At 70.4% G+C, this 22,578-nt stretch carries 24 protein-coding genes; 13 read left to right on the top strand and 11 right to left on the bottom strand.

All coding sequences use genetic code 11. The annotated features are described in order from the left end of the window. Nucleotides 1–16 precede the first annotated feature (16 nt). The 4 genes from QIS99_RS23625 to QIS99_RS23610 all read left to right on the top strand — a co-directional run bounded on the left by QIS99_RS23625 (nucleotide 17) and on the right by QIS99_RS23610 (nucleotide 4,260). Nucleotides 17–1,186 carry a thiolase family protein gene (locus QIS99_RS23625; protein WP_282515621.1) on the top strand — a complete coding sequence of 390 codons (1,170 nt, stop codon included), beginning with the start codon at nucleotides 17–19 and terminating at the stop codon, nucleotides 1,184–1,186. A 120-nt stretch (nucleotides 1,187–1,306) separates the two neighbouring features. After that, nucleotides 1,307–2,068, top strand: a complete 762-nt coding sequence (locus QIS99_RS23620) for an electron transfer flavoprotein subunit beta/FixA family protein (RefSeq protein WP_282515620.1) — start codon at nucleotides 1,307–1,309, stop codon at nucleotides 2,066–2,068. 80 nt (nucleotides 2,069–2,148) lie between these two features. Then, complete coding sequence (locus QIS99_RS23615; protein WP_282515619.1) at nucleotides 2,149–3,105, top strand: electron transfer flavoprotein subunit alpha/FixB family protein; 957 nt, start codon at nucleotides 2,149–2,151, stop codon at nucleotides 3,103–3,105. A gap of 138 nt (nucleotides 3,106–3,243) precedes the next feature. After that, the gene (locus QIS99_RS23610) at nucleotides 3,244–4,260 is read left to right on the top strand and encodes a LysR family transcriptional regulator (protein WP_282515618.1); all 1,017 of its coding nucleotides are present in this window, start codon (nucleotides 3,244–3,246) and stop codon (nucleotides 4,258–4,260) included. A gap of 80 nt (nucleotides 4,261–4,340) precedes the next feature. Here QIS99_RS23610 and QIS99_RS23605 read toward each other — a convergent pair whose 3' ends face one another. From QIS99_RS23605 to QIS99_RS23590, 4 genes are all read right to left on the bottom strand, one after another. After that, the gene (locus QIS99_RS23605) at nucleotides 4,341–4,505 is read right to left on the bottom strand and encodes a hypothetical protein (RefSeq protein ID WP_282515617.1); all 165 of its coding nucleotides are present in this window, start codon (nucleotides 4,503–4,505) and stop codon (nucleotides 4,341–4,343) included. 154 nt (nucleotides 4,506–4,659) lie between these two features. Beyond that, nucleotides 4,660–5,355, bottom strand: a complete 696-nt coding sequence (locus tag QIS99_RS23600; protein WP_282515616.1) for an HAD family hydrolase — start codon at nucleotides 5,353–5,355, stop codon at nucleotides 4,660–4,662. 230 nt (nucleotides 5,356–5,585) lie between these two features. Continuing rightward, complete coding sequence (locus tag QIS99_RS23595) at nucleotides 5,586–6,620, bottom strand: NADP-dependent oxidoreductase (RefSeq protein WP_282515615.1); 1,035 nt, start codon at nucleotides 6,618–6,620, stop codon at nucleotides 5,586–5,588. Beyond that, nucleotides 6,620–7,549 carry an amidohydrolase family protein gene (locus QIS99_RS23590; protein WP_282515614.1) on the bottom strand — a complete coding sequence of 310 codons (930 nt, stop codon included), beginning with the start codon at nucleotides 7,547–7,549 and terminating at the stop codon, nucleotides 6,620–6,622. Before QIS99_RS23590 ends, QIS99_RS23595 begins: the two co-directional genes overlap by 1 nt. A 128-nt stretch (nucleotides 7,550–7,677) precedes the next feature. Between QIS99_RS23590 and QIS99_RS23585 the strand changes: the two genes are divergently transcribed. Genes QIS99_RS23585 through QIS99_RS23570 form a run of 4 tightly spaced genes read left to right on the top strand, consistent with a single transcriptional unit; the run spans nucleotide 7,678 to nucleotide 11,151 of the window. Continuing rightward, entirely contained in the window at nucleotides 7,678–8,667 is a 990-nt protein-coding gene (locus QIS99_RS23585) for a quinone oxidoreductase family protein (RefSeq protein WP_282515613.1), read from the top strand. Then, on the top strand, nucleotides 8,664–9,116 hold the full coding sequence (locus tag QIS99_RS23580; protein WP_282515612.1) for a hypothetical protein: 453 nt from the start codon (nucleotides 8,664–8,666) through the stop codon (nucleotides 9,114–9,116). The genes QIS99_RS23585 and QIS99_RS23580 overlap by 4 nt, the downstream gene beginning before the upstream one ends. Then, entirely contained in the window at nucleotides 9,113–9,520 is a 408-nt protein-coding gene (locus QIS99_RS23575) for a hypothetical protein (RefSeq protein WP_282515611.1), read from the top strand. Before QIS99_RS23580 ends, QIS99_RS23575 begins: the two co-directional genes overlap by 4 nt. Further along, on the top strand, nucleotides 9,517–11,151 hold the full coding sequence (locus QIS99_RS23570; protein ID WP_282515610.1) for a 3-(methylthio)propionyl-CoA ligase: 1,635 nt from the start codon (nucleotides 9,517–9,519) through the stop codon (nucleotides 11,149–11,151). The genes QIS99_RS23575 and QIS99_RS23570 overlap by 4 nt, the downstream gene beginning before the upstream one ends. A gap of 121 nt (nucleotides 11,152–11,272) precedes the next feature. On the opposite strand, the gene QIS99_RS23565 is transcribed toward QIS99_RS23570, so the two are convergent. The 7 genes from QIS99_RS23565 to QIS99_RS23535 all read right to left on the bottom strand — a co-directional run bounded on the left by QIS99_RS23565 (nucleotide 11,273) and on the right by QIS99_RS23535 (nucleotide 17,567). Then, on the bottom strand, nucleotides 11,273–12,283 hold the full coding sequence (locus tag QIS99_RS23565; RefSeq protein WP_282515609.1) for an ABC transporter substrate-binding protein: 1,011 nt from the start codon (nucleotides 12,281–12,283) through the stop codon (nucleotides 11,273–11,275). A gap of 80 nt (nucleotides 12,284–12,363) precedes the next feature. Further along, complete coding sequence (locus QIS99_RS23560; protein WP_282515607.1) at nucleotides 12,364–13,200, bottom strand: ABC transporter ATP-binding protein; 837 nt, start codon at nucleotides 13,198–13,200, stop codon at nucleotides 12,364–12,366. Between the two features lie 5 nt (nucleotides 13,201–13,205). After that, entirely contained in the window at nucleotides 13,206–14,057 is an 852-nt protein-coding gene (locus QIS99_RS23555) for an ABC transporter permease (RefSeq protein ID WP_282515606.1), read from the bottom strand. A 50-nt stretch (nucleotides 14,058–14,107) separates the two neighbouring features. Continuing rightward, nucleotides 14,108–14,914, bottom strand: a complete 807-nt coding sequence (locus tag QIS99_RS23550; RefSeq protein WP_282515605.1) for a TauD/TfdA dioxygenase family protein — start codon at nucleotides 14,912–14,914, stop codon at nucleotides 14,108–14,110. 143 nt (nucleotides 14,915–15,057) lie between these two features. Beyond that, nucleotides 15,058–15,834, bottom strand: a complete 777-nt coding sequence (locus tag QIS99_RS23545; RefSeq protein ID WP_282515604.1) for a GntR family transcriptional regulator — start codon at nucleotides 15,832–15,834, stop codon at nucleotides 15,058–15,060. Nucleotides 15,835–16,055: 221 nt separating this feature from the next. Beyond that, nucleotides 16,056–16,514 (bottom strand): MaoC family dehydratase, encoded by a 459-nt coding sequence (locus QIS99_RS23540; RefSeq protein ID WP_282515603.1) that lies wholly within the window; start codon nucleotides 16,512–16,514, stop codon nucleotides 16,056–16,058. 162 nt (nucleotides 16,515–16,676) lie between these two features. Continuing rightward, nucleotides 16,677–17,567: a LysR family transcriptional regulator gene (locus QIS99_RS23535; RefSeq protein ID WP_282515602.1), complete on the bottom strand. Its 891-nt coding sequence runs from the start codon at nucleotides 17,565–17,567 to the stop codon at nucleotides 16,677–16,679. Nucleotides 17,568–17,786: 219 nt separating this feature from the next. Here QIS99_RS23535 and QIS99_RS23530 point away from each other — a divergent pair, with 219 nt between their 5' ends. From QIS99_RS23530 to QIS99_RS23510, 5 genes are all read left to right on the top strand, one after another. After that, nucleotides 17,787–18,704 (top strand): CoA transferase subunit A, encoded by a 918-nt coding sequence (locus QIS99_RS23530; RefSeq protein ID WP_282515682.1) that lies wholly within the window; start codon nucleotides 17,787–17,789, stop codon nucleotides 18,702–18,704. An 8-nt stretch (nucleotides 18,705–18,712) separates the two neighbouring features. After that, the gene (locus tag QIS99_RS23525; protein WP_282515601.1) at nucleotides 18,713–19,465 is read left to right on the top strand and encodes a CoA-transferase subunit beta; all 753 of its coding nucleotides are present in this window, start codon (nucleotides 18,713–18,715) and stop codon (nucleotides 19,463–19,465) included. Between the two features lie 59 nt (nucleotides 19,466–19,524). Continuing rightward, nucleotides 19,525–21,063 (top strand): 3-hydroxyacyl-CoA dehydrogenase, encoded by a 1,539-nt coding sequence (locus tag QIS99_RS23520; protein ID WP_282515600.1) that lies wholly within the window; start codon nucleotides 19,525–19,527, stop codon nucleotides 21,061–21,063. Nucleotides 21,064–21,107: 44 nt separating this feature from the next. Next, nucleotides 21,108–22,268 (top strand): acyl-CoA dehydrogenase family protein, encoded by a 1,161-nt coding sequence (locus QIS99_RS23515; RefSeq protein WP_282515599.1) that lies wholly within the window; start codon nucleotides 21,108–21,110, stop codon nucleotides 22,266–22,268. 58 nt (nucleotides 22,269–22,326) lie between these two features. Beyond that, the coding region (locus QIS99_RS23510) for an electron transfer flavoprotein subunit beta/FixA family protein (protein WP_408909618.1) at nucleotides 22,327–22,578 on the top strand (252 nt) is incomplete at its 3' end.

The following is a 22,578-nucleotide window of genomic DNA, read 5'->3' as shown; positions in this document are numbered from 1 at the left end:
CAGGAAGGGGACAGTCATGCGTGACGCCGTCATCGTCGAGGCGGTTCGCAGCCCGATCGGGCGGCGGGCGGGGGCACTTGGGGAGATCCACCCGGCCGACCTGTCGGCCGCCCTGCTCAACGCCCTGTCGCAGCGGGCGGGGATCGACCCGGCCCACGTCGACGACGTCATCTGGGGCTGCGTCGCCCAGGTCGGCGAACAGGCCGGCAACATCGCCCGCACCGCGGTCCTCGCCGCGGGCTGGCCCGAGAGCGTCCCCGGCACGACCGTCGACCGCCAGTGCGGCTCCAGCCAGCAGGCGATCCACTTCGCTGCCGCAGCGGTGATCTCGGGACAGTGCGACGTGGCCGTCGCCGGCGGTGTGGAGAGCATGTCCCGCATCCCCATGGGGTCGGCGCGGCGTGCCGGCCCGGGGGTGCCGTCCAGCGGCACGCTGCTGCGTCGTTACGACGGCGTCGAGTTCAGCCAGGGCACCGGCGCCGAGATCCTGGCCCGGCGGTACGACCTCACCCGGAGCTGGCTCGACGCGTACAGCCTCGAATCGCACCAGCGGGCCGCCGCGGCCGTGGACCAGGGCCGCTTCGCCAAGGAGATCGCCTCGATCGAGACGCCGGACGGCTCGGTCGTGCCGCTGGACGAGGGCATCCGACGCGACTCGGACATGGCGAAACTCGGAGCCCTGAAGACGCCGTTCGACGCCGACGGCCGCGTCACGGCGGGCAACGCGTCGCAGATCTCCGACGGGGCCGCCGCCCTCCTGGTCACGACGAGTGAGCGGGCCCGCAGCCTCGGCCTGACCCCCATGGCCCGGGTCCACACCGCCACCGTCGTCGCGGACGACCCGGTCACGATGCTGGCCGGACCGATCCCCGCGACCGCCAAGGCGCTGCGCCTGGCCGGCCTCGGCCTTGAGGAGATCGGAGCCTTCGAGGTCAATGAGGCGTTCGCCAGCGTCGTCGGGGCCTGGCTGAAGGAGACGGGCGCCCGGCGGGAGCGCGTGAACCCGAACGGCGGGGCGATCGCACTCGGGCATCCGCTGGGCGGTTCCGGAGCCCGGCTCGCCACCACGCTGCTCCACCACTTGCAGGCCGAGGGCATCCGCTACGGGCTGCAGACCATGTGCGAGGCCGGAGGAATGGCCAACGCCACGATCTTCGAGAACCTCGACCCCCGGGCTCAGCACTGACGGCCGCGGCCGCCGAACGACGACACAACCGGTCGTCGCACCCTCACACAACCTGCCGCTGAACCCGGCCGGTTGACCACCTCAGGGAGAGTTGTGAAGACCTTGCGGATCGTAGTCTGCGTGAAGTACGTACCCGACGCCACGTGCGACCGGCGCTTCGCCGACGACCTGACCGTCGACCGCGACGACCTGGACGGCCTCCTCTCGGAGCTCGACGAGTACGCGGTCGAGCAGGCGTTGCAGATCAAGGAAGCCGTGGACGACGCGGAGGTCACCGTGGTCACGGTGGGCCCCGAGGACGCCCTGGGCGCGCTGAGCAAGGCCCTGTCCATGGGCGGTGACAAGGCCGTGCACGTGGAGGACGACGACCTGCACGGCTCGGATGTGCTGGGCACCTCGTCGGTGCTGGCGAGGGCGATCGAGCACACCGGCTACGACCTGGTGCTCTGCGGGATGGCCTCGACCGACGGCGGCATGGGCGTACTGCCGTCGATCCTGGCCGAACGCCTGGGCGTGCCCCAGCTGACGCAGCTGTCCGAACTCACCGTCAAGGACGGCGTGGTCACCGCCCGCCGGGACGGCGACCTGGCCAGTGAGCAGCTGCGGGCTTCCCTGCCGGCGGTGGTGTCGGTGACCGACCGGTCCGGTGAGGCGCGCTACCCGTCGTTCAAGGGGATCATGGCGGCGAAGAAGAAGCCGGTGGAGACCCTGGACCTGTCGGACCTGGGCATCGCGGCGGACGAGGTCGGGCTCGCCGCGGCCTGGACGAAGGTCGACGAGGCGGCGCAGCGCCCGCCCCGCACCGTCGGCACGATCCTCGCCGACGACGGCTCGGGCGGCCGGCAGCTCGCCGATTTCCTCGCGGGGCGGCGGCTCGTCTAGCCCCTTGGCCCCGACCGGACCCCTCTCATGTCCATCGCTTTCATCGCCTTCACCATCGCCTTCACAGGAGAGTGTTTTCCATGGCCGAAGTTCTGGTCTACGTCGATCACGCGGACGGTGCTGTCCGCAAGCCGACCCTGGAGTTGCTGACCCTGGCCCGCCGCATCGGTGAGCCCGTGGCGGTGTTCCTCGGCGCCGGTGCCGAGGACGCTGCGCCCACGCTGGCCGAGTACGGCGCGACGAAGGTGCTGGCCGCCGACGAGCCGGAGTTCGTGGAGTACCTGGTGGTGCCGAAGGTGGACGCGCTGCACGCCGCGTTCGCGCACGTCTCCCCGGCCGCTGTGCTGGTCCCGTCGTCGGTGGAAGGCAAGGAGATCGCGGGCCGCCTGGCGGTGCGCACCGGCTCCGGCCTCATCACCGACGCCGTCGACGTGGAGGCCGGCGAGGACGGCCCGGTGGCGACCCAGTCCGTGTTCGCGGGCTCGTACACCACCAAGTCCCGCATCACCAAGGGCACTCCGGTCATCACCGTCAAGCCGAACTCCGCCGCCCCGGCAGCCGCTCCGGCTGCGGGCTCGGTGGAACGGCTCGCCGTCACGGTCGCCGAGGCGTCCAAGGGCACGGAGGTCGTCTCGCGCACTGCGCGCGAGTCGACGGGGCGTCCGGAGCTGACCGAGGCGGCGGTCGTGGTTGCGGGTGGCCGTGGCGTGAACGGCGACTTCAGCGCTGTGGAGGCGCTGGCCGATTCGCTCGGTGCGGCGGTCGGTGCCTCGCGTGCCGCGGTGGACGCGGGCTGGTACCCGCACTCGAACCAGGTCGGCCAGACCGGTAAGAGCGTGTCCCCGCAGCTGTACATCGCCGCGGGCATCTCGGGAGCGATCCAGCACCGGGCCGGCATGCAGACCTCCAGGACCATCGTCGCCGTGAACAAGGACGAGGAGGCCCCCATCTTCGACCTCGTCGACTACGGCGTCGTCGGCGATCTCTTCGACGTCGTCCCCCAGCTCACCGCGGAGCTGGACGCCCGTAGGCGCTGACCCCGTTCGCGTACGCGAACGACCTGGTCCACCTGCTTCAAAGCCCTGGGAGACGGCCCTGGCCCGGGCTCCCGTGCAGGTGGACCGCGTACGTGAGACAGCGTCGACACGCAGAGTCGGGATCATTACGCTGCTTGCATGGATTTGCGGCAGATGGAGTACTTTCTCGCAGTGGTCGACCACGGCGGCGTCAACAAGGCCGCCGCGGCCCTGCGGGTGGCGCAGCCCTCCTTGTCGCAGGCCGTCCGGAAACTGGAGAACGACCTCGGAGTCGAGCTGTTCTTCAGGGTCGGGCGAGGACTCGTCCTGGCGCCCGCGGGGGAGGCGTTCGTCGGCCCCGCCCGCACGATTCTCCGCGAGGTCGACGCCGCGCAGGCCGCGGTACGGGACATCGGAGAGGTGCGCACCGGACGGATCGACCTTGCCTCCCTGTCGGACCTGTCCACCGACCCGCTGTCCGTCTGGGTCGCCAGGTTCCGCGTACTGCATCCGGACATCAGGTTCCGCATCGAGGAGCGCGACGACCCGGCGGAGGTCATCGCACTGGTGAAGTCGGGCGCCTGCGAACTGGGCTTCCTCTCCGCGCCCGTGCCCGGTGACGACGTGGCCGCTGAGAAGCTGGTGGACCAGCGGCTCGTACTCGTGAGCCCGCCGGGCACCGAGGACAGGTGGCCGGACCGCGTGCCGGTCAGCGCGCTGTCCGGAGTGCCACTCGTGCTGGGGGAGCGGGGTACGGCGACGAGGGACTACATCGAGAAGACGTTGCGGACCCACGATGTCGAACCGCGCATCGTCGTGGAGGTCCGGCAACGGGGCGCCGTGCTGCCGATGGTCCTCGCCGGGGGTGCGGTCGCCATCATCCCGCTGCGGGTGGCGCTGGAGGCCCGGCACCGGGGCGGGGTGCTGAGGGAACTCACGCCGGGCCTGTCGATGGGGATCGAGGCGATCCACCGGCGGGCCAAGCTGACCAGCGCCACCTCGCAGTTCCTGGCCTTCGCGAAGCAGTCCCTGAACGACTGGGTCTGTGCCATCGAACGGCGCACCGCCGCGGGAGAAACGCTCGTCGAGGCCGCCGTGCGCACGGCGGACGAAACGGACCGGAAGGTGCGCCGCGCCCACCTGCACATCTCGCCCTGGGGTGATCCGCAGGGCTGAACTCCCCTGCTTGCGAGCCTTGCAGACGCCGGTCACTCGGGCGTCGGGCCGGCGGAGCGGCAACGTTCGCTGCTGGCAGGTCAGTTGGTGACACGCAGCGTTCCGGCGTACGCGAACGCCACGATGAACACGGTGGCGAGAACGGCCAGTCCGGCCTCCGCACGGCCCCGCCGCAGGAGAGTGGGCACGTGCACGCCGGTTCCCGTCCCGAAGAGCGCTATGCCGATGGCGATGCTCTGCACCATATCGCGCAGCCGGTCGCGAGGAGGAGGCTGCGCGGGCCGCCGAGCCCCCACCACCGCCCCACCACACCAGTCACGAAGTAGGTCATGACCAGGGTCACGACGACCCTGGCGATCGTCGGGAGGCCGAGCGTGACGACCGCACCCGCGGAGACGGTCAGCCCGAGCAGGGCCACTGAGTGCCGGGGGAGGAGGTGGCCGGTTCGACGGCTCGGGCGGGCGCGAGGAGGGGCAAGAGCGCGTCGCGGGTGGCGCCGGCGTCCCGGTGGTGGACGGCGTGGAGTCCGGCCCGGCGGGCCCCCTCGACGTTGGGCCGCATGTCGTCGACGAAGGCGACCCGCTCCGGGGGCAGACCGAGGCGTGTGCACAGCAGCTCGTAGACAACCCGGTCTGGTTTGCGCAGGCCGACCTGGCCGGAGATCACGACGGGCGAGAAGCGGCCGTCGTACAGTCGGTCGGGGTAGGCGTCGGACCAGCTGTTGGAGAGGACGGCGACGCGGGTACCGCGTGCGCGCAGCTCGTCGGCCAGGTCCCACATCGCCGGGTCGGGGAGCAGCCCGGCGAACATGCCCGCGAGCAGGCCCGCGGGGCGCGGGCGGCTTCCGTCGGTGCGGCGCAGCCGGACCGCGAGGGCGTACTCGAACTCCGCGGCGGGCAGCCGTCCGGTCTCCAACTCGTGGACGGGCGAGTTCTGTTCGCCCTTCCGGCCGAGCCAGGCGCGCATGCAGTCCGCGAAGCTCTGCGGATCGATGCCGGACGTGGCGTGCCACCGCGCGAGCGAGTCGGCGACGGAGCTGGTGAGCACGCCGCCGTAGTCGAACGCGACGGCCTCGACGGGGCCGAATGGCTTCATGACTCTTTCCTCCGTGGGGAGTCGGGGTTTCCCGCTCCGGGCGCCGGGCACCGAGCGCCGTGTCGGTGCCCGGCCCGGATCGACCGGACAGGCGCTGGATCGACCGGACAGGCGCTGGATCGACCGGTGCAGATCGCTCCGCGCTCAGCCCGCTCCCGGCCGGACCGTGAGGTCCCGGGCCGGCCACGGCGGGAGCGGGCCGCTGAGCGTGGCGAGGGGAGAGCGGCCGCTCAACTCCTGCCCGGGCGGTCCGCGGAGGGCGGTGCGACCTCGATGAGCTGCTTGCCGAAGTTGCGGCCGGTGAGCATGTTGACGAACGCCGCCGGCGCGCCCTCCAGGCCGCCCTTGGCGATGTCCTCACGGAACCGGACGCGCCCCTCCTTGACCCAGGCCGCCAGCTCGCCGATGGCCTCGGGCCAGTAGTCGCGGTGGTCGGCGATGACGAAGGAGCGGACGTCGACCCGGTGCAGCAGCAGGTGGCTGAGCCCCTTGACGCCGTACGGCTCGTCCCGGTTGTAGTCGCTGATGTTGCCGCACAGGACGATCCGGCCGTGGTCGTTCATACGCGGCAGAATCGCGTCGAACGTGGGCCCGCCGACGTTCTCGAAGAGGATGTCGACCCAGTCCGGGGTGAGTTCGGCGAGCTGCCGCTCGATGTCGTCCGTGCGATGGTCGAGGCACGCGTCGAAACCCAGCTCCTCCGTGACGTACCGGCACTTCTCCGGGCCGCCGGCGATGCCGATGACCCGGCACCCCTTGATCTTGGCGAGCTGGCCGGCGACACTGCCGACCGCGCCGGACGCCGCTGTCACGACGACGGTCTCACCCGGCTTGGGCTCTCCCAGGCGCAACAGGCCGTAGTGCGCCGTGGCCCCGGTCATGCCGAGCACGTGCAGGGCCAGCGAGATGTCGCCCGCACTCAGCTCGACGATCCGGGCGCTGTCCTTCGTGACCAGGCCGTACTCCTGCCAGCCGAGCATGCACGCCACGTGCGCACCCACGGGCAGCGCCGCCTCGTTGCTCTCGACCACCTCGCCGACCGTCGCCCCGGGCATCGTCTGCCCGGGCTTGAGCGGCTCGACGTAGGACCGGACGGGGTTCATCATCGGCCGCATGTACGGGTCGAGGGACAGATAGCGGACCCGGACGAGCGCCTGACCGGGGCCGGGAGCGGGACGCGGGGTGCGCTCGACGAGGAAGTCGCCCTCGTTGACCATCCCCTGAGGGTGGTCGGCCATCGCGACGCGCAGGGAATCCGCACCCATCACTTGCCTGCCTTCCGGAGCAGCCGCTCGGCGTTGCCGTACATGTAGGAGTGCAACGCCGCGTCGTTCAGGTCGAGTTCGCAGGTCTTCAGGACGCCCTCATCGATGCCGCAGAACGAGTAGGCCGACGCGTAGACGAAGCGGTTGGGCAGCCAGTTGACGCCCTCGGTGTACGCCTGGCCACCCGGGGCGAACATGTAGACGTCGGGGGAGACGAACACGTTGTGGACCCCGGTGACCTCGCTCTTGAAGGCGAGGGCGACGGCCTCGTTGACGTACGGGTAGCAGCCGTGCCCGAGGATGACCGGCATCCCGGGGTGGCGGCGGGCGACCCGGTCGAAGCGGACGGGGTCGGTGTGGCTGATGTCCGGGCCGGCGAGCGGGCCGGTCATGAACAGCAGCGGTACGCCCAGCTCGGCGATCTTCTCGTACAGCGGGAAGAGCTCCTCGTCGTCCGCATACATCGGCGTGCGGGCGAGGCCCGGTTCGAGGCAGACGCCGACCAGGTTCAGCTCCTTCACCGCCGTGTCGAGGCCGGCGATGATGTCGTCCATGGGCTTGTCGAAGTCGACGCCCGCCAGGCCGAGGACGCGGCCGTCGCTGCGCTCGCTCAGCTCGGCGAGGTCGGGGTCCTCGATGTGCACCGGGACCGGTCGGTTCACCGAGTGCCGGCCGTTCATGACGCCCAGGCGGACGCCGACCGAGTCCATCTCCGCGATCATCGCTTCGAGGGCGCGCTCCTCGGCGTTCGGGAAGGGGTCGGTGCTGATCGTGTACGACCGCGGCACCGGGTCGCCCAGGACGCGGTTCACGGCGCCGACGACGGTAGGGGTGAAGAAGAGGCGGTAGGGGCCGGTCGGCGGGCGGAGACGGAAGTCGATGATCCGGCCGCGGAGGCCGTCGAGCCGTTCGGCGGGGGTGCGAGTCATAACGTGCTGCCCTTCTCTTGGCCAGGCAGAGGTGTCCGTTGCGTCGGTCACCGCTGTCGCAGTGTCGCCCTGGCAGAGTAATCCTCGCCGGTGTTATTGTCGACAGTAATTACTAGGAGGTTCGGTCAATGCGTGCTGTACGGATCCGTCCCACTCCCGACGGCGGCGTTCCGGTCGTCGTCGACCTCCCCGACCCGACACCCGGCCCCGGCCAAGTCCTCGTTCGCGTACGGGCGTCGAGCCTGAACCGCGGCGAGCTGCTCCAGGCAAGCCGGGTCAAGGACGGGGATCCGGTGCCCACCGGCGTCGAACTGGCGGGAGAGATCGCAGCGTTGGGGGAGGGCGTCACAGGCTGGCAGCCCGGGGACGCCGTCGCCGCCCACGGCACGGGAACCCAGGCCGAACTCGTCGTGGTCTCCGCCGGCGCGCTCATGCGCAAGCCGGACAGCAGCAGTTGGGCCGAGGCGGGCTCCTTCCTCAACGCCTTCATGACGGCGCACGACGCGCTCGTCACCAACGGCCGCATGGCGCCCGGCGAGTGCGTCCTGGTCAACGCCGCGACCGGCGGCGTCGGCCTCGCGGCCGTCCAGCTCGCCCGAGCGCTCGGCGCCGGCACGGTCATCGCGACCACGACCTCCGCGGCCAAGGCCCGGACCCTGTACGAGCAGGGCGCGCACCACGTCATCGACGTCTGTGCGCAGGACCAGGTGGCCGCCGTCGCGGAGATCACCCGTGACCGGGGCGTCGACGTCATCGTCGACTCGGTCGGGGGCACGGTGTTCGACGACAACCTGACGTCGCTGGCCGTCCGGGGCCGGCTCGTCCAAGTGGGCCGGATGGGTTCGGCGCGCGCCGAGATCGACCTCGCCCAACTGTGGCGCAAGCGGCTCAACCTGATCGGCGTCACCTTCGCGACCCGGACCGAGGAGGAGCGGCTCGCCTGCATCCGGGCAGCCGAACGCGACCTGTCCGACCTGTGGGAGCAGCGAGTTGTCGTGCCCGTGGTCGACCGCGACTTCCCGCTGGAGGACATCGGCGCGGCGTACGACCACATGAGCAAGAGCGGGCACACCGGCAAGATTGCCCTGCTCATGGCGGCCCCGGCAGGTGACCGGTGAACGTCACCGGCCACTGCGACAAGTTCGGCCGCCTCGTGACCCTGCGCCGGCGCCTCGACCCGGTCGAGGACTTCGAGCTGTGGTACTGGACGACGCTGACCGCGTGCACCAACGCCTACAACGCCGCCGCCCACGATGCCGGCCTCACGGTCGCGGAGGACGCCTTCTCCACGATGCCCGGCCTGTACGTGGTGCCGGGCCCCGACGGCTCCTGGCACCGCGAACTGCGCGGGCTCGGCGACGTCAGCCACGTGGGCTGGCCCCCGCTGGAAGGCGACAAGCCCGCCGACATCGTCCGCCTGGAACACGCCGTCCATCGCATAGAGGCGTTCCGCGACCCGTGCCTGCGCGGCCACCGGCGCCCCGACGCCACCGTCGTGGCCGTGTGCGACGAGGCCTTCGCGGTCGTCGAAGCGGTGGTGGCCGGACGCCTGAAGGGGGCCGCATGAACGTCGAACGCCACGTCGAGCTGGCCTCGAACATCCGCCACTCCCTTGCCCGGCTCGGCCCGGACGACCACGAGATGGCCATCGAGGCGGCGATGCTCGCCGGCACCCACTGGCTCAACGCCGCCCTGCACGCGCACGGCGTCGCGGGCGAGGACGAGGATGTCGTCCACTGCTCGATGCTTGTCGTCAACCTGGTCCGCACGTACACGGTCGTCGAACCCGACCTCGTCGGCGCCCTGCAGGAGATCGAGGATCTGCGCCCCCTCCACGTCCGCGGCGACGTGCCCGGTGGGCCCGCCGCCGCAGACCGTGCCCTCGCGCTGCTCGCCGCCATGCAGCAGCGGGCCCTCGAAGCCATCGCACTCACGGCCCCGACCGCCGACTCACCCAAGGAGGCCCGGTGAACGGCCTGATGATGCACCAGCAATTGCTTGTCTCCTCCCTGCTCACGCACGCGGAACGGCACCACGCGCACACCGAGGTCGTCTCCGCCCGCTGCGAGGGAGACCTCCACCGGTACACCTTCCGGGACCTGGCCCACCGCAGCCGCCAGGTGGCCCAGGCCGTCCGGGCACTGGGCGTCGGGCCCGGCGACCGGGTCGCCACCCTCGCCTGGAACGGCCACCGCCATCTGGAGCTGTACTACGGGGTCTCCGGCGCCGGATCGGTCCTGCACACGCTCAACCCGCGCCTGCATCCGCACCAGCTCGCGTGGATCATCAACAACGCCGACGACTCGGTCCTCTGCTTCGACCTCACCTTCGTCGACCTCGTCCGGGAGATCGCCCCGCGCGTGCCCTCCGTCAAGAAGTACGTCCTGTTGAGCGACGCCGAGCACCTGGCCGCCGAGTGGCCGGCCGACGACCCCTGCGACGTCACGGCGTACGAGGACCTGGTGGCGGCCCAGGACGGCGACTTCACCTGGCCCGTCCTCGACGAGAAGCAGGCCGCCTCCCTGTGCTACACGAGCGGCACGACGGGCCACCCGAAGGGCGTGCTGTACTCGCACCGCTCGACCGTGCTGCATTCGTACGGTGCCGCCCTGCCCGACTCGACGGGTCTCTCGGCCCGCGACGCCGTCATGCCCGTCGTCCCGATGTTCCACGTCAACGCCTGGGGCATCCCGTACGCCGCATGCCTCACCGGGGCGAAACTCGTGCTGCCCGGCAAGGACTTGAGCGGCGCGTCCCTCACCGCGCTCCAGGAGGCCGAGGGCGTCACGGTCTCCGCGAGCGTCCCGACCGTCTGGCAGGGACAGCTGGAACACGCCCGCGCCAACGGCACCACCCTGCGGAGCCTGCAGCGCGCAGTCATCGGAGGCGCCGCCTGCCCCACCTGGATGTTCCGTGAACTGCGGGACGTCCACGGGGTCCGGGTCATCCACGGCTGGGGCATGACGGAGACGAGCCCCCTGGGCGCCGCGTCCGTCCTCAAGCGCAGCCATGAGGGCCTGGACCGGGAGGCGCAGGACGCCGTACTGGCGAAGCAGGGCCGTCCCATGTTCGGCGTCGACCTGAAGATCACCGACGACGAGGGAGCCGACCTGCCGTGGGACGGCCGGACGCCGGGCCACCTCATGGTGCGCGGCCACTGGGTCGCCAGTGGCTACTACCCCCCGGGCCGGCCGAGCCCGCTGATGGACGGCTGGTTCCCGACTGGGGACGTGGCGACGATGGACCCGGAGGGTTTTATGCAGATCACGGACCGGAGCAAGGACCTCATCAAGTCCGGTGGGGAGTGGATCAGTTCGATCGAGATCGAGAACCTCGCCATGGACCACCCCGAGGTCGAGACGGCGGCCTGCATCGGCGTCCGGCACGCGAAGTGGGACGAGCGCCCGATCCTCGTGGCCGTCCGGCGGCGGGGCTCCACGCTGACGGCGGCGGCCCTCCTCGGGTCGTTCGCCGGGAAGATCGCCAAGTGGTGTGTCCCCGATGACGCGGTCTTCGTGGACGCGCTGCCCATGGGGGCGACCGGCAAGATCCTCAAGGCGTCGTTGCGGAAGCGGTACCAGGAGCACCTCACGCAGGAGTGACAGGGCTCTGAAGCAGTGCGCCGAAGGGCCCCGCCCGACCTCCGCGACCCAGGAGTACCTGGCCGCGAGAGGCGGGGCGGGGCCCTGAACGTGCCATCGGGATACGGGAGTCGGGGTCGGCCTACGTTCCGCAGGTGTTGTCGACGGCGCTGAACGGCACGGCGTCCGGCGACCCCACGGAGAACTTCACATTGGCCTTCCACGTGGCGTCGTCGGTGTCCGTGACGAACGACGTGTGGACCGCGTCCCAGAGCTTTCCGGCGGCCTTGGCGTCGATGCCGAGCAAGGTGGCCAGCGACTCCGTACCGGCCTCCTTGTTCGCGTCATCGTTGATCCACTTCACCGCGGAGCCGAGCGCCCTGCAGAACTTGTCGACCGTTTCGGGGTGCTCGGCCTTGTACTCCTTCGTCGTCGCCCACAGGACCTGAAGGCCGTTCCGGCTGAGTTCACCGGCGTCGCCGGCGAGCGCGTCCGAGAACGCCACGACGTCGAGGCCGTGCGATCTCATCGTGAGGTAACTGGACGTCGATCCGACGACGGCGTCGACCTTCCCGTTTCTCAGCGCGGGCTCCTGAGTCACGGCACCGCCCACGGCCACGAAGGTGACGGAGGCCGGGTTCACCCCGACCTTCTTGAACATCGCCCGCGCGTATTTCTCCGAGGCGGTGCCGCGGGCGACGATGCCGAGCCGCTTCCCGGCCAGCTGCTTCACGTCCGTGATGCCGCTGGACTTCGGGGCCGCGAACAGCATGTCCAGCTTGCCGTAAGGCGGCAGCAGCGTGATCGGCTGCCCCTGCTCGATGGCGGGGATGATGTTGTCCGGACTCACCGTGGCGATCTGCGTCGAGCCGCCGATCAGCTGCGCGGCGAGCTCGGGGCCGGACTTGGCGTTCAGGAGCTGGACATCCAGCCCCTCCTCCTTGAAGAAGCCCTGTTCGACCGCGATGGTCGCCGGGAAGGGGATGGAACTGTGCGCGTAGTGCCCGAGGACGATCTTCCCCCGGGCCGCGTCCTGCTCGCCGGCTGCGCCCGGTCCGCCGCCGGCGCAGCCGGACAACAGGACGAGTGCGCAACCGAGTCCGGTGACCGTCTGCTTGTCGGCCCTCTTCACCCTGTTGCCGGCCTGCTTCACCCTGGGCCTCCTCTGCCTTCGCTGTGTGGTGGGGTGTGGGGGAGGTGGGCCGTGGACCGGCCGCGTGCGCCGTCGGGCGTTCACCGGCGCAGATGCGTACGGAGTCGCTCAAGGATGTCCTGATACGCGGAGTCCATCGCGATACGGGTCAGGTCCCGGGGGCGCTCGATATCGACCATGACGTCGTCCAGGACGCCGCCCTCGCCCATGAGTACGACGCGATCGGCGAGGGCGACGGCTTCGCCGAGGTCGTGCGTGACGAACATGACCGTGCGGTGCTCCTCCCGCTGCCACAGGTCGAGAAACCGATCCTGCGCCGATCGCCTCGTGTTGACGTCGAGAGCGGCGAACGGTTCGTCCATGAGGAGCAGTTCGGGGTCGAGGGCCCAGGTGCGGGCGAGGGCGACGCGTTGCCGCATTCCCTGGGAGAGCTGCCAGGGATAGTGCTTCTCGTGGTCCGCCAGGTGCACGGCCGAGAGCCAGCGGGACGCGGTTGCCTTGCGGTCCGCGGCGGGCTGCACGCCGCGGAGCTCCAGTCCGTACTGCACATTGCCCGATGCGGTCCGCCAGGGGAGGAGGGCGTCACGGGCGAGCATGAATCCCATCCGCTTGCGGGCGGCCTGGGGAGTGGACCCGAGGACGGTCACGGTGCCGTCGGCCGCCTCGACGAGGCCGGCGGCCATGTTGAGCATGGTGGTCTTGCCGCAGCCGCTGCGGCCGACGACCGCGAGGAACTGCCCGGCGGGTATCGCCAGGTCGAGGTCTTGGAGGATCGTGCGCACCCCGCCGTCGGCGGCGGGGAAGGCGACGGTGACCTGCTCGAACGTCACGGCGTCGGTCCGGTGCGTACCGCCGGGCCGTGCGGACGTGTCGGCCACGGCGGGGCCGGTCTTCGATGGGTGGGCTCGGGTGGGCATGGCGTTCACCGCTCTTCTGGGGGCTGCCAACGGAGCAGCCGTGCCTCGACGGCGCCCATGAGTTGGTTGAGGAGGACAGCGATCAAGGCCAGCAGGATGAGGATCGCGTACACGGCTTCCATGCGGAAAACAGCGGAGTAGTTCGCAATCAACTGGCCGAGACCGTTCTCGGCGGAGATCAGCTCGGAGCCCACGACACCGAGCAGCGAGTAGATCAGGCCAAGTCGCAAGGACGCGAAGATGGCAGGCGTCGCGACGGGCAAGAAGATTTTCGTGAACAGCTGGAATTTGTTCACCCCGAGCACGGCCGACAGCCGGAGCCATTCCGAGTCGGCGGACCGTACTCCCGCTCGCGCGCCTGACATGACGATGAAGAAGACGAGCGTGGTGGCAAGCGCCACCTTGGCCCACAGGCCGATGCCGAACGCCACGATGAACAGCGGCGCCAGCGCGATCCGCGGCATGGCGTTCACGGCGTCCAAGTAGGGCGTGAGGATGCGCTCGGTGGTGGGCAGCAGACCCAACGCGAGCCCGGCGACGACACCGGCGAAGCCCGCGATGACCCAGGCCAGCAACACGGCTGTCATCGTCGCCTTCGTGTGGGACCACAACTCCCCGGACTCGGCGGCCGCGGTGAGGTAACTCCACGACTGCTCCGGGGTTTTGGAGAGAACAGGGTCAAGGATTCCCGCGCTGGTGACCCCCTGCCACAGGCCGAACCAGCCGAACAGCAGGGCGAGTTGCCAGGCACGCACCTTGCGGTGTCCGAGCCGGCGAAGAGGGGAGGAGGGGCCTTGCCCGTCGGCACCTCCGGCCGTCCGAGTGGCCACGGGGGACGGGGTGGTGTTGGTGGTCATCACAGTCTCCGTCTCGACGAACGCCTCATGGCGGTCACGACCCCGGCCGCTCAGACCGGGACCGTGCCGTGGAGGGTGATCCGGTTGAGGGCCCGCGGCTGGTCGCCGTAGTCGTGGACGGCGTAGTGCATCGTGCAGCGGTTGTCCCACATCACGAGGTCGCCGGGCTGCCAGCTGTGCCGGTACACGTTGTCCGGGGTGACGGACTGGGTGTACAGGAAGTTCATGAGCGGGTCGCTCTCCTCCCTGGTCCAGCCCTCGATGCAGCTGTTCTCCAGGTGGCCGACGTAGAGGGCCTTGCGCCCGGTCTCGGGGTGCGTACGGACGAGGGGATGCACCGCCTCGGGCTGCTCCTCCTCGGGTATGCCCATCATCCGGCCGAGCCGGATGCCGCGGAAGCGCACACGCAGGGTCTCAAGCACGCGTCGAAGGTCGGGCGAGAGCCGTTCGAAGGCGAGGTACTGGTTCGACCAGAGGGTGTCGCCGCCCACCGGGATGGTGACGGCGGAGAGGATCGAGATCTTCGGTGGTGCGGCCTCGAACGTCGCGTCGTAGTGCCAGGCCTCGGTGGCAGTGGTCTCCTTCTTGACGTCGGTGATCTGGACGACCCCCAGAGCATCCGGGAGCGGGTTGAGCATGGCAGTCACCACCGGTTCTCCCCAGTGGCGGGCGAACGTCGCGTGCGCCGGGGGCTCAAGTCCCTGCCCCCGGAAGACGAGCGTGCTGTACTGCAGGAATGCCTCCCGGAGGGTGGCGAGCGTCGCGTCGTCAAGGCCCTCCCGCAGGCGAACCCCTTCGACCGCCGCACCGATTGCTCCGGTGAGCGGTGTGATCTCAAGGGCCATTGCTTCCTCCACGATCGACATCGTCAGGGTGAACGCAACCCCATTAAGAGATTGATGTCGACAAGAATATGGATGGCCGAATCACTGTCAACCCCGGGGGATCAGGGGCCTGTTGTGTCGCGGGGCGGGTGTGGTCGATGCCGGGGCGGACCCTGTCAGTTCGCGGTTCCGGAGGCTTCTTGGGCTTCGAGGGCTTCCAGGGCGGCGTCGCGAGCCTGCTTGATGCGGTCCTCGGCGATGCGCACCACCGGGGCGGCCTTACCCGCTGCCACCGCGGCGTGCAGGGCGTGCCAACTCTCCAGGGACCGCGCGATGTTTCCCGGGCGCTGCGTCAGCCCCAGGCGTACGTATCGGAGAGTCTGGAGGGAGACGGACTGCAACAGGTCGGAGAGGGTCTGGTTGTTCGCCGAAGCCGCGATCGACGAGTTCAGCAGGAACGTCGCCGTCGCGTAGTCGTCGGTGGACTCGGCGGCCGACTTCTCGACTGCGGGCATATGGGTGTTCAGCACGGCGAGCAGCCGCTTCGGGTTCCGGCGCATCTCCTCCCGGAGGAGGATCCCGTACAACGCGATCCGGACGTCGAAGACATTGCGCAGCTCCTCGACGGTCGGCGCGGTGACGAGCGCGCCCCGCCGTGCCTGGAACTCGATGAGCCGATCCCGCTCAAGGATGCGCAGTGCTTCACGGACCGGTGCGCGGCTGACGCCGAGGGTCTGGCAGATGTCCTGTTCGAGCAGCCGCTGTCCGGCGTGGAACAGGTCGAAGGCGATGGCACAGGCCAGTCGGGCGGCAATCTGCTCGGCCAGGGAGACCGCCACCTGGGTGCTGGAGCGGTGCCGGAGCAGCGACTGCTCCACCGCCGCCATCCGTTGGTCACGGGGCACCAGCAGCCCGGTCAGGTCAGGCAGATCCTGCGTTCGCTTGCGTGCCAAGCCGCGGCCCTCCTCCTCGCTCGGTGGCGTCGGCCGACGCCGACACCGGCCGCGCGGACGATACGGTACCGGGCTCCGTGTGAGTCTTGACGTCCGTGTCAGCGGGGATGCCGACAGGGGCCGATCTTACCGGTGGCCGCGCCGGCCGCCGACCGGCAGACCCGCATCGGCAGACCGACCGGCAGACCGACCGGCAGACCGGATCGACGGAACCGCACCCCTCAGGGATAGAAGTGGGTCAGCGACTCGGCCACGCACGCAGGCTTGGCGGACCCGTCGAGCTTGAAGGTGAAGGACCGGGTCATCTGCACTCCGCCGCGGCTCACCGGCTGGACGTCGACGATCGACGCGTGCAGACGCACCCGGCTGCCCACCGGGACCGGCGCCGGGAAACGGACCTTGTTGACGCCGTAGTTGAGCGCCATGCCGACCCCCGTCACCTGCAGGAGTTCCGCGAACATGGGGATGCCCCAGCTCAGCACCATGTAGCCGTGCGCGATCGTCCCGCCGTAGGGGCCGTCGGCGGCTCGGGTGACGTCGGTGTGGATCCACTGGTGGTCGCCCGAGACGTCGGCGAAGGTGTCGATGAGTTCTTGGCTCACGGTTCGCCAGCGGGAGTGGCCGAGGTCGCGCCCTGCCAGCTGAGTGATCTCGGGTATGCCATGGACAGTCAGTGTCATCGTGGCGTGTGCCTTCTCGTGTGGGTAGTTGCTCTGCCGTGTCACGGCTCGTGACCGGACAGGCTGAGTACTCCCCGACCCTCGCAGCCGGTCACTAAGAAGGTCCAATACGCAATTACGACCCCACTGAGACTGACACCTTCTCAATCGAAGGCGGACGCCTCATGGCGTAGGCAGCGCCGTCCGGGCGACGTCCAGAACGGTCCGCAACGCGGCCGAGGGGTTGTCCTTACGCCAGGCCAGGGCCGCCTGGAGCCGCACGGCGGGGCCAGCCAGCGGGCGGTAGACCAGGCCGGTCTGCTGGATGTGCTGGCAGGAGGTGAGGGTGAGCGTCACTCCGACGCCGGCGGCCACGAGCGCCAGGATGGTGTGGGAGTCGGGTGCCTCCTGCAGCACGCGCGGAGTGAAGCCCGCCTCCTCGCAGGCCTTGACCATGGCGTCCCGGAGGGAGGACCCGGCGCCCGCGGGGAAGCTGACGAAGCGCTCCTCGGCGAGCGCGGCGACCGGAATCCGGCTGCGCCCGGCAAGCCGGTGGTCCGACGGCAGCGCGCAGATGAGTTCCTCCTCGTCGATCACCCGGGCCTCCACCCCCGGCTGCGTCACCGGCAGTCGTACGAAACCCAGATCGAGGGAGCCCTCGGCGACCCGGCTGAGTGCGACATCGGCGTAGGTCTGTCCCTTCAGGACCAGCTCGATGCCGGGGTGCGCGGCCGCTACCGCCCGGGTCAGCAGCGGGAGCGTCTCGTGGCTGGAAGCCCCGGCGAAGCCCACGGTGACGCGCCCGTACTCGCCCTGCCCGGCCGCCTTCGCCGCGTGGACGGCCACGTCGATGCCGTCCAGGACGGCGCGTACCGGGTCCAGGAAGGACTCGCCGGCGCTGGTGAGCCGGACCGACCGGGTGTTGCGCTCGAAGAGCTGGACCCCCAGCTCCTTCTCCAGCTGACGGATCTGCTGGCTGACCGGCGGCTGTGCCATCTGCAGCCGCTTGGCCGCCCGGCCGAAGTGCAGCTCCTCGGCCACGGCGAGAAAGGCGTGGAGGTGCCGGAGTTCCATGACGCTCCCCTTCCCCGGGCGCCACCCGGGCTCGATTAATCAATGCGGCGTATTTATTCGAGCCTAATTTCATATTGGACATGAATCAATGACTGCTGGGACGGTGATACCCACCTGTTCGCACACCGTCGGAGGTGCAGCACCATGGGACCGGACGACCCACCCGCTCCGATCGCGGAGCCCAGGCCCGCGCCCGCCCGCTCGAACCGGGACAAGACCATGTCGATGCGGGAGGCCGTCGCCTCCTTCGTCCGCGACGGCGACACCGTCGCGCTGGAAGGCTTCACCCATCTGATCCCCACCGCGGCCGGGCACGAGATCATCCGGCAGGGCCGCCGCGGCCTGACCGTCGTGCGGATGACGGCGGACATCGTGGTCGACCAGATGCTCGCCGCGGGCTGCGTGGCGAAGCTGGTCTCCTCCTTCGTCGGCAACTCCTCCGCGGGCTCGCTCGGCGAACTGCGCCGAAGGATCGAGCGAGCGGACCCGGAGCCCCTCACCTTCGAGGAGTACAGCCACCACGGCATGCTCTGCCGCTATCTCGCGGGCGCTCAGCGGCTGCCCTTCTACCCCCTGCGCTCGTACGCGGGAAGCGACCTGCCGGCGGTCAACCCGGCGCTGCGGAAGGTCACTTCGCCGTATCCGGGGCCCGATGGGCGGCCCGAGCAGGTGTACGTCGTACCGCCCGTCAACCCGGACGTGACCATCGTCCACGCCCAGCGCGCGGATCGCCGGGGCAACACCCAGGTCTGGGGGCTCACGGGCGTCCAGGCGGAGGCCGTCTACGCGGCCCGCACCGCCGTGGTCGTCGTCGAGGAACTGGTCGACGACGACGTGGTCCGCTCCGATCCCAACCGCACCCTCGTCCCCGCACACGCCGTGGACGCGGTCGTCGTCTGCCCCCGAGGGGCCCACCCGTCCTTCGCGCAGGGCTACTACGACCGCGACAACGCCTTCTACCGGGCCTGGTCCCACATCAGCAAGGACCCCGCCCGCCTCCAGGCATGGCTCGACGAATGGGTCCACGGAACGCGCGACCACGCCGAGTACGTCGCCAGGCTCGGCGAGCAGCGCCGGTCGGAGCTGGCCGTGGGCGAGGCCCTGAGCGTTCCGGTGAACTACGGGCGGCGGCTGTGAACCTCACCATGACATCCTCCGAACTCCTCGCCGCCGTCGCCGCACGCGAACTGGCCGGACGGCACACGGTCTTCGCCGGAATCGGCCTGCCCACCCTGGCCGCCTCCCTCGCCCACCTCACCGTGGCGCCGGACCTTGAGATCGTCTACGAATCGGGCGTGTGCGGCGCCCACCCCTCGCACCTGCCCGAGACGATCGCCGACTCCGTGCTCATCACCGGCGCCGAGGCCGTCCTGCCGATGGCTTCGCTCTTCGGGTACGTCCTGCAGGGCGGCCACATCGACGTCGGCTTCCTGGGCGCCGCCCAGATCGACAAGTGGGGAAACCTCAACTCCTCGGCCATCGGCGACTGGCACCGGCCTGATGTGCGCCTGCCCGGCTCCGGCGGAGCCCTGGAGGTCATGGCCAACGCCCGGGAGGTCTTCGTGGTGATGCGCCGCCACACACCCCGGTCCTTCACCGAGCAACTCGACTTCTGCACCTCGCCCGGACCGGACCGCGCCCTGGCGGAGGGAGTCCGCCCACTCGGAGCGGGTGTCACCCGGGTCATCACCGATCTGGGCGTCCTCGCCCGAGCCGGTGCCGGTGAGGAACTGCAGCTCGCCGCGGTCCACCCGGGAGTCACGGTCGACGAGGTGCGCGCTGCCACCGGCTGGGACCTCAAGGCGGCAGACCGCGTCGGCACCGTCGAGCCGCCCACCGCGGCCGAACTGCGCCTGCTGCGCGAACACATCGACCCCCACCGCGTCTACCTGCGCTAGAGACGCGTCCACCCGCGCGAGAGACGCGTCTTTCTGCGCTGGAGAAACGAGGAAGTACGTTGCGAATCAGGATTGTCGGAGCCGGAGTGATGGGCCGCGGCATCGCCCAGTGGGCCGCCGTCGCCGGCCACACCGTCGAACTCTGCGATGCCCGCAAGGAGTCCGTGCCGGAAGCGATCGGCTTCGTCGGCGACATGCTCGAACGGGCCGTACGCAAGCAGCGGATCACCGCCGCTGACGCCGCGGCCGCCACCCGCCGGCTGGTCCCGCTGTCGTCCCCGGCGGAGCCGGGCGAGGAGGTGGACCTGGTCATCGAGGCGATCCGGGAGGATCTCGTCACCAAGAGCGAACTCTTCCGCGAGCTCGAACGCGTCCTGCCCGCGCGCACGGTCCTCGCCACCAACACCTCATCGCTGTCGGTCACGCAGATCGCGGCGCACCTCACCGACCCCTCGCGACTGGTCGGCCTGCACTTCTTCAACCCCGTACCGCTGATGAAGATCGTCGAGGTCGTGCCGGGGGCGCTGACCCGACCCGAGATACCGGCCGCTCTCGTCAGGCTGGTCCGGGCGACCGGCCATGCGGCCGTCACCGTGGCGGACACCCCCGGGTTCCTGGTCAACCACGCGGGCCGCGGACTGGTCACCGAGGCCCTGGCCCTTCTCGAAGAGTCGGTCTGCGACACCGCGGGCATCGACCGCATCGCCCGTGACGTACTGGGGCTGCGCATGGGGCCCTTCGAGCTGATGGACCTCACCGGCCTGGACGTCACGGCCGCCGTCATCGACTCCATCTGGCAGGGCTTCCGGCACTCCGAACGCCTGCGCCCGTCCTACCTCACGCCCAACCGGGTCGCCGCCGGACTGCACGGCCGCAAGACCGGACGCGGCTTCTACTCCTACGGGCCCGACGCCGCCGGCGCCCCGGCCGAAGAGGCCCCGGCAACCGGTGACGCGGACCGCCCGGTCCACGTGCCCGGCCACGGCCCCGACGCCGACGCCCTGCGCCAGGCCCTGGCCCGTTCAGGAGCCGTCCTCGACGGTGGACCGGGCGGGTCCGGCCGGGCGCTGGTCCTGGTGCCGACCTGGGGTACGACGGTGGCTGCCGCGGTCCACGACGCTCAACTTCCCGCCGACCGCACCCTGGGCGTCGACCCCCTGTCCCTGGACACCCCCCGACGCGTACTGGCCGTCACACCCGCCTCGGACCCGACCGCGGCACGCGACGCACGGGCGGTCCTGGCACGCGCCTCCGGCCAGGCCGAACCCCGTCGCGTCACGGTCGTCCGCGACTCGGCCGGCTCGGTCGCCCAGCGGCTGCTCGCCTCCGTCGTCTCGGTGGCCGCGTCCATCGCCGAGCGCTCCATCGCCACACCCCACGACATCGACGTCGCCGTCACGGCCGGACTCGGCTACCCACGCGGCCCGCTGGCCTGGGGCGAGCACATCGGGGCGCAGCGCCTGCTCGCCCTGCACCAGGCGCTTCACCGGACCACCGGCGACCCCCGCCACCGGGCGTCCCGTTGGGTCACCGAACGCGCACAGCTCGGCCTCCCCCTCACGGAGCCGGGCACCGGCCCCTCGCACATCCACAGCTGAACCACCGCAAGCCCACCGCCCGATACCACCAGGAGAGCAGAGCCATGTATGCACGGGACTTCGGTCTGACCGAGACACAGCGCGACATCCGCACCATGGCCGCGGAGTTCGTCGACGCCGAGATCGTGCCGCACACCCGGGACTGGGACCGCGACGAGCGTGTCGACCCGGCCATCGTGAAGCGTCTCGGCGACCTCGGCTTTCTCGGCTTGATGATCCCGGAGAGCTACGGCGGCGTGGAGGCGGACATGCTCTCCTACGTCCTGGCCACCGAGGAACTCGGCCGCGGCGACTCCTCGATCCGCGGCATCGTCTCGGTCTCCCTGGGCCTGGTCACCAAGACCATCGCCGGCTACGGGACTTCGGAGCAGAAGGAGGAGTGGCTGCCCCGCCTGGTCAGCGGCGAGGCGCTGGGCTGCTTCGCCCTCACCGAACCCGGCACCGGCTCGGACGCCGGCTCCCTCACTACGCGGGCGACGCGGGACGGGGCCGACTGGCTGATCAGCGGCAGCAAGATGTTCATCACCAACGGCACCGTGGCCGAGGTCGCCCTCACCTTCGCCCGCACCGACGACCAGGGCATCACCGCCTTCCTCGTACCCACCGACACCCCCGGCTTCACCGCCACCGAGATCCACGGCAAGCTCGGCCTGCGCGGTCAGGCCACCGCCGAACTCGCCTACGACGCGGTGCGGGTGCCGGACTCCGCCCGTCTCGGCGAGGTCGGCAAGGGCCTGGGCATCGCCCTCGGCGCCCTCTCGCGGGGACGGATCTCCGTCGCCGCGGGTGCGGTCGGCGTGGGCCAGGCGGCACTGGACGCCGCGGTGCGGTATGCCACTGAGCGGACTCAGTTCGGCAAGCCGATCGCTTCCTTCCAGCTCGTGCAGGAACTGATCGCGGACTCGGCCGTGGACGTCCAGGCGTCCCGCCTGCTGACCCACCAGGTCGCGCGGATGGCCGACGCGGGTGCCACGCCGAAGGAGTACGCGACCGACGCCTCGGTGGCGAAGTACCACGCGAGCGAGACGGCCGTGCGGGTCAGCAACAACTGCCTTCAGGTCTTCGGCGGTTACGGGTTCATCGACGAGTACCCGGTCGGCAAGTACCTGCGCGACGCCCGTGTCCTGACTCTCTACGAAGGCACCAGCCAGGTCCAGAAGCTCATCATCGGCCGCGACCTCACCGGCGTGAACGCCATGGTCTGACCGCTCGGTTGCCGACGCGGTCCACCGGCCGCGCCACTTCAAGAACAAGGGATGGATGATCACGATGAGGATCGTTGTCAGTGTGAAGTACGTGCCCGACGCCACCGGCGACCGGCGCTTCGCGGAGGACCTGACCGTCGACCGCGACGATGTGGACGGGCTGTTGTCGGAGTTGGACGAGTACGCGGTCGAGCAGGCCCTGCAGATCGCCGAGGCCGCGGACGATGCCGAGGTGACCGTCGTGACGGTGGGCCCGGAGGACGCCAAGGACGCGCTGCGCAAGGCGCTGTCGATGGGCGCCGACAAGGCC

It is taken from the genome of Streptomyces solicavernae (genome assembly GCF_029968095.1).
In the GTDB taxonomy this organism is placed as follows: Bacteria; Actinomycetota; Actinomycetes; order Streptomycetales; family Streptomycetaceae; genus Streptomyces; species Streptomyces solicavernae.
The sequence above is the reverse complement of the archived record's forward strand: the minus strand, read 5'-3'. Positions and strand labels throughout refer to the sequence as shown.